Origin of the sequence: Paraconexibacter sp. (assembly GCF_041602235.1) — a bacterium.
Taxonomy (GTDB): domain Bacteria; phylum Actinomycetota; class Thermoleophilia; order Solirubrobacterales; family Solirubrobacteraceae; genus Paraconexibacter.
The window spans coordinates 1-6,465 of sequence record NZ_JBFIGP010000222.1; the positions used below are offsets into that span (position 1 = coordinate 1).

Consider the following 6,465-nt stretch of genomic DNA (forward strand, 5'->3'; position numbering starts at 1 on the left):
ACCCGCACCCCGAGCAGCTCCTCGAGCTGGGGGATCGTCTCCGCCGCGCTCGTGTGGTGGATCGTGTGGATCCCCATCTCGCGCGGTGGCTTGAGGTTGAACGGCAGATCGTCGACGAACACGACCTCCTCGGGGGGCAGGCCGATGCGCCGCAGCGCGAGCTCGTAGATCCGCGGGTCCGGCTTGCGCATCCCCTCCTCGCCGCTGACGACGAGGACGTCGAACAGCTCCGTGAACCGGGCGCGGTCGTAGGACGCCCCGCCCCAGGAGTTCGACAGCAGGCCGGTCCGCACGCCGCCCGCACGGAGGGCGACGACGGCGTCGAGCATCGCGGGCTCCGGGGCGACAGCGCCGAACAGGCGTCCGACGAGGCCGGTCGCACGGTCCTCGGCGAGGCCGAGCGCGACGGCCAGCCGCGGCTCGAAGGCGTCGATCTCGATGCGGCCGCACTCCAGGTCGATGAGCGCCTCGCGCGCCGCGGGATCGTCGCGGAAGGCCTGCGCCACCGCTTCCAGCGCGAGGCCCTCCTCGGCGCAGAAGGCCGAGAACGCCTCGAACAGGTTGGTGGTCATCACACCGCCCCAGTCCAGGAGCAGTCCGCTGCGCTCAGGCACCCTGCGACACCTCCTCGGCGCGGCGTGCGAGCTCGATGACGCCCTCGCCGAAGGACTGCAGGAACGGGTCGTCGGTCGCCCCGGACGTCGCCCGCTTGTAGTTGCCCTCCATGAACACGATCGCCTTCCACAGCGCGAGCGTGGTGTACCAGCGGATGTCCGTCATCGACCGGCCGCTGCGCTCCTCGTAGCGCGCGACCAGTTCGGCCCGGGTCGGGAAGCCCTCGGCGCGGGTGACGCGGTTGAGCTCGAACATGCCGCCGTCAGGGTCGGTCGCCTCGCTCCACATCATCTGGAGGTAGCCCACGTCGGCGAGCGGGTCGCCGATCGTCGACATCTCCCAGTCGAACACGGCGATGACCCGGGCCGGAGCGTCGTTCGACAGCATGACGTTCCCCAGCCGGAAGTCGCCGTGGACGATCGTCGAGTCCGTCTGCTGCGGCATGTTCCTGCCGAGCCACGCACCGACCCGCTCGACCTCGGGGATCTCGCGGGTCTTGTTGTGCTCCCACAGCCCCAGGAACCGCTTGACCTGTCGCTCGAGATAGCCGTCCGGCTTGCCGAAGCCCTCCCCGAGCCCGGCCGCCCGCCAGTCCACCGCGTGGATCTCGACGAGGGCGTCGACCAGCGAGTCGCTCATGACCCGGCGCTGCTCCGGCGTGTCGAACACCTCGGGGACCGCGTCGGTGACGACGTGTCCCTCCATCTTCTCCATGAGGTAGAACGGCGCGCCGATCACCGTCTCGTCGGCGCAGGTGGCCAGGACGGCGGGGGAGGGGACCGGGGTCGGCTGGACGGCGGTGAGGACGCGCGCCTCGCGCAGCATGTCGTGCGCCGACGGCGGCAGCGGCCCTCGCGGCGGACGGCGGAGGATGACCTCCTGCCCGCTGCGGGCCAGCACGAACGTGTGGTTGGAGTGCCCGTCGCCGACCGGGGTCACGGCGATCTCGGGCTCGCCGGCGCCGATCCCCGCCTCGTCGAGGAACGCGCGCAGCGGTTCGAGCACCAGCAGCGGCGGGCGCGAGTTCGCCGCGCCCTCCTCGTGGGTCTCGACGACGTCGTCGGCGGCGAGTTGCACCGACGCCATCAGAAGAGATCCCCGGTCGCCTGCTTGGTGGACTGCCCCTGCATCGCGAGCTTCAGGCACTCCCGGGCGATCGTCATGCGGTGCACCTCCGACGCCCCGTCGTAGATCCGCGCTGCCCGCGCGTCCGTGTACCACTGGGCGATCGGCAGCTCCATGGCGATGCCGGCCGCGCCGTGGATCTGCACGGCCCGGTCGACGATCCGTCCCAGGGCCTCGGACACGAACGTCTTGGTCATCGCGATCTCCTGCCGGTAGGGCAGGCCGTGCTCGACCTTCCAGGCGGCGTGCAGCACCATCAGCCGGGACGCGTACAGGTCCATCGCGCTGTCGGCGACCATGAACTGCAGGCCCTGGTGGCGGGCGAGCTCCTTGCCGAACGCCTTGCGCTGCAGCAGCCGTTGGGTCGTGAGGTCGAGGGCGCGCTGCGAGACGCCGATCCACCGCATCGCGTGTGCGAGGCGGCCTCCGGCCAGGCGCTTCTGGGCGATCACGAAGCCCTCGCCCTCCTGTCCCAGCAGGTTCTCGGCCGGCACGCGAACGTCGGTCATCGAGATGTACGGGTGCCCGCCCACGAGGTGCGCGCCCATCCACTCCGGGTCCTTCTCGACCTCCCAGCCGGGCGTGTCGCACGGCACCAGGATCAGCGAGTAGTTGCGGTGACCGGCGGCCTCGTCGGTGCCCGTCTTGGCGACGACGATGCTGAACGCCGCGCCGATGGCGCCCGTGATGCACCACTTGCGGCCGTTGAGGACCCACTCGTCGCCGTCGCGCACGGCGGTGGTCTCGAGGTTCGTCGGGTCGGAGGAGGCGACGTCCGGCTCGGTCATGGCGAAGCACGAGCGGATCCGGCCCTCGGCGAGCGGGCGCAGGAACTGCTCCTTCTGCGCGTCGTTGCCCGCGATCAGGAGCGTGTGCATGTTGCCCTCGTCCGGCGCCATCGCGTTGAGGCCCAGCGAGGCGAGGCCGCTGACGCCGCACTCCTGCGACACCAGCGACATCGCGAGCACGCCGAGGCCGAGGCCGCCCCACTCCTCCGGCAGGTGGGGGGTGAAGATGCCGCGCTCACGCGCCTTGTCGCGCAGGCGCTCCACGACGTCCCAGCTCGCGAGGATGTCGGTGTGGTCCACGATCTCGGACTCGGCGGGGAGGACGTCCTCCTCGATGTACGCGCGGACGCGATCGAGCACCGCCTGGACCTCGGCGGGCACGGTGAAGTCGATGACGCTGGGCGGGGCCAGGGTCGAGGGGGCGGAGGTCATGGGGAGAGGAGTCCTTCCATCAGGGATCGGAACTTGGCGACCCAGACGAGCTGGGTCTCGGGGGATTCGAGGCGCTGGACGAGGAAGCCCTGGAGCGCGGCGTTGACGGTCAGGCCGACGGCCTCGGCGTCGACGGCCGCAGTGATCGATCCGTCGGCCTGGCCGGTCCGCACGCACTCGATCATGTAGGTGCGCTGGCGGCGCTGGACGCGCTGCGCGATCTCGGCGAGGTTCGGCCGGCTCGTGCCGGCTTCGAGGTGCAAGCGGACGAGCAGCGTGTAGAACGGCGTGCGGGACCCGTACAGGCGGGCGCTCTCGTCGATGAGCGAGAACAGGCGGGTCCGGCCGTCGCCGATGCTCGACGCGGCGATCACCTGCTCGGCGTGGCGGTGGATCGTCTCGCGGTAGACGGCCTCGATCAGCCCGTCCTTCGAGGCGAAGTGGTGGTACAGGGCGCCCTTGGTGACGCCCGCGTCGGTCGCGACCTGGTCGAAGCTGGCGGCGACGCCGTCGGTCGCGAAGCGGTCGATCGCCGCCTCGATGAGCCGGTCGCGGGTGGCGGCGGCCGCCGCGGCTCTCGTCGTGGGCGACGTACTCACATACCCGAGAGTATGCGAATGCCGCTGGGGCGTCAACCGTCCGGACCGCACCGACGTCGCGTTTCGCCCGCGCCGGCCCAGTAGGGTGCGCCACGTATGTCTCGTCAGCTCTGGTTGCTGCGCCACGGCGAGGCCGAACCGCACGGCGTGCGGTCCGACCCCGAGCGCCGCCTCACGGCCCGCGGTGAGGAGCAGGCGCGTGCGGCGGGCGCCGCGCTCGCCGCACTCGACACGCCGCCGATGCTCGTCTTCACCAGCCCGAAGGTCCGTGCCCGCGACACCGCCGCGCTGGCGTGCGAGTCGCTGCAGCTGGACCCGGTGGTCCACGACGCGGTGGTCGGCCTCGAAGCCGACGAGGCGCTCGCGTTGCTCGCCGCCGTCTCGGACGGTGAACGAGTGATGCTCGTCGGGCACGAACCGGACTTCAGCCAGGTCGTGGCCGACCTCACCGGCGCCCGCATCGACATGAAGAAGGGCGGCATCGCCGTGATCAAGCTCGACGGATCACGAGGCGAGCTCGTGGCCCTGCTGCGGCCACGTGAGCTGCGCGCGATCGCGGACGACGCTACTTCGTGACCTTCACGGTGGCGGTCATCGTCACCGGATGCAGGGCGCAGAAGATCTTGTAGGTGCCGCGCGCCGTGAGCTTCTTGCGGTAGACGCGACCGCCGTCGAGGTTGTCGGAGGCGAACCCGCGCGGGCCCGACGCCACTGTGACGTTGTGCAGCTCCTGGCTGGCGAACTTCCACCGCAGCGTCGCCCCCCGGCGGACCTTCACGTTCGCCGCGCGGAAGTACTGGTCGCCCACCGTGATCGTGGAGCCCGAACGCAGCTTCTTCGTCTTGCCGGACGGCCGCTTGATCGTCACGGCGCGGCCGTCGTCGTCGAGGCCGGTCAGCGGCACGGTGAAGCGCGGGGCGACCTTGCGGTGCTTGCGCGTCGTCTGGATCTCGGCGGTGTCGGCCGGCAGCGCGGCGCAGCCCTGGGTGACCGCGGGGTCCGGGGCGAGGAAGACGACCATGATCCCCATGACCCGGGTGTGCAATCGCCTGTTGTCGTAGATCGACGACAACGTCAGCCGCTCGCCGGCGGCGACCGGTATCCCCGTCGGGCTGCGCAGCGCGCTCATCGCGATCGGACCGGGCTCGTGCAGGATCGGCTTGACCTTGTAGAACGGGTTGCTCGACAGGCCCCACGCCGGTCGTGAGCGGATCAGCGTCCGGTTCCCACACGAGCGTTGGGTGACACGAAGCTCCTTGCCGCCGCCGTGGACGTGGCCCGCCCCGGCGATCAGACGGCCGGACTCGGGCACGGTCCAGTGCATCCGGCGGGTGTGGACCGACCCCTTCTTGCCGCCGCCCGGTACGTCGTAGACCGGGTCGGCCTTGCAGTTGCGCACGTCGAGCCAGTAGGGGACGGCCGGCTGGAGATCCGGCGCGGTGTCGATCGTGACGTCGTAGGTGATGTAGGCCCGGTCGGCCCGGCCACGGTGGTTCATCACCATCCAGGTCATCGCCCAGCCGTCGGACGCCGGCGACGGGTAGCCGTACCCGTCGGGCAGGTCCAGGACGGCGCGCTCCTCGCCCGCCGCGTAGAACCGTTCGCCGAAGCCCGGCAGCGAGGTCTTGCTGTCCCACATCTCGAAGGCGTCGCACGTCCGGTCGCGCTTCTCGCCGAGCGTCGAGCCGAGGTTCAGGAACACGATGTGGTGCAGCATCAGCCGCCGGATCGGGATCCGGGTGCGGTCGCGGTCGGTGACGTCGACGCTCATGTTGGTGACCGACCCGTCGACCGGAGGCCGCGGGAGTCCGAAGGTCACGTCCTGGCGCACCTGGTAGGCGCCGATGTCGATCGGGCCCCACGTGCAGGTCCACCGCTGCTCGCTGGGACGGTCCCCCGTCGCAGCCGCAAGGCGCTCGCACGAGCTCGTCTTGGCCGAGGACCCCGCGGAGGCGGCCGAGGCGGCGGTGGGAACGAGAAGCGCCGCGGCCACCGCGACGATCGCGAGGACCGCCGGCCGTGCTGCCCCGGGGAACGGGCGAGACGAAGGCATCGGCTTGGTATCGGCAGCCGCTGGACGCGACTTGAGCCTGGAGCTACGTCGCGGTGGATGTTGGCGCGTCGGCGCAGTGAACCGCGACCGTGGCGGTGAACGTCGCCCCCGCACCGAGCTCGCTGCTGACGGTGACGGTGCCGCCCAGGAGCTGCGCCAGGCGGCGCGCGAGCGGCAGTCCGAGCCCGGTCCCGTCGTCCTGGCTGCCCAGGCGCGTGTACGGCTCGAAGATCCGGTCGTGGTCCGCCGGGTCGATGCCCTCGCCGGTGTCGGCGACGCTGAACGCGATGTGCTCACCGTCCTCGGCGAGCTTCGTCGAGACCCGCACCTCGCCGCTCTTGGTGTGGCGGAGCGCGTTGGAGACGAGGTTGCGCAGGATCTGGGCGAGCTTCCCGGCGTCCGTGCGCAGGGTGGGCAGGTCCTGGTCCGCCTCCTCCACGATCAGGGCGACCTCGCGCGAGCGGGGGACCACGCGCATCAGACCGCGGAGGGCGGCCACGACCTCACCGGCGGTGATGTTCGCCAGCCGCAGGGAGACGTGGCCCGCCTCGGCGCGGGCGAGTTGCAGCTGCTCATCGATGAGCGTCAGCGCCTCCTGGGCGGTCTGATCGATCATCGCGACGTCCTTGGCGACCGGGGCGTCCGCCTCGTGCTCGTCGAGCATGACCTCCGCGAGACCGCGGATCGCGAAGAGCGGTGTGCGTACTTCGTGCGCGATGGTGGCCGCGAGCCCCAGCGAGGCCGCCCGGACGTGCTCCTGCTCGATCGACGACGCCTCGAGCGCGCCCTCGAGCGCTCGCAGGCCGCTCGCCGCGTCGGAGAGGTCCTGGGCCCGGCGGCGCGCCAGCTGCAG

General features: G+C 71.3%; 7 protein-coding genes. 1 reads left to right on the top strand and 6 read right to left on the bottom strand.

From position 1 onward, the window contains the following. The 4 genes from ABYE80_RS15460 to ABYE80_RS15475 form a co-directional block, all read right to left on the bottom strand. The coding region (locus ABYE80_RS15460) for an HAD family hydrolase (protein WP_372791191.1) at positions 1-614 on the bottom strand (614 nt) is incomplete at its 3' end. Then, positions 607-1,701 carry a phosphotransferase family protein gene (locus tag ABYE80_RS15465; protein WP_372791192.1) on the bottom strand — a complete coding sequence of 365 codons (1,095 nt, stop codon included), beginning with the start codon at positions 1,699-1,701 and terminating at the stop codon, positions 607-609. The genes ABYE80_RS15460 and ABYE80_RS15465, both read right to left, overlap by 8 nt. Next, entirely contained in the window at positions 1,701-2,960 is a 1,260-nt protein-coding gene (locus tag ABYE80_RS15470) for an acyl-CoA dehydrogenase family protein (protein WP_372791193.1), read from the bottom strand. The genes ABYE80_RS15465 and ABYE80_RS15470 overlap by 1 nt, the downstream gene beginning before the upstream one ends. Further along, positions 2,957-3,559: a TetR/AcrR family transcriptional regulator gene (locus ABYE80_RS15475; RefSeq protein WP_372791194.1), complete on the bottom strand. Its 603-nt coding sequence runs from the start codon at positions 3,557-3,559 to the stop codon at positions 2,957-2,959. Before ABYE80_RS15475 ends, ABYE80_RS15470 begins: the two co-directional genes overlap by 4 nt. A 96-nt stretch (positions 3,560-3,655) precedes the next feature. On the opposite strand from ABYE80_RS15475, the gene ABYE80_RS15480 reads away from it, so the two are divergent. Further along, complete coding sequence (locus tag ABYE80_RS15480; protein ID WP_372791195.1) at positions 3,656-4,135, top strand: histidine phosphatase family protein; 480 nt, start codon at positions 3,656-3,658, stop codon at positions 4,133-4,135. On the opposite strand, the gene ABYE80_RS15485 is transcribed toward ABYE80_RS15480, so the two are convergent. Both ABYE80_RS15485 and ABYE80_RS15490 read right to left on the bottom strand, forming a co-directional pair. Next, positions 4,125-5,612, bottom strand: a complete 1,488-nt coding sequence (locus tag ABYE80_RS15485; protein WP_372791196.1) for a plastocyanin/azurin family copper-binding protein — start codon at positions 5,610-5,612, stop codon at positions 4,125-4,127. The genes ABYE80_RS15480 and ABYE80_RS15485 overlap by 11 nt on opposite strands. A 43-nt stretch (positions 5,613-5,655) precedes the next feature. Continuing rightward, positions 5,656-6,465, bottom strand: an 810-nt coding sequence (locus ABYE80_RS15490; protein ID WP_372791197.1) for a sensor histidine kinase, incomplete at its 5' end; no start/stop codon positions are given.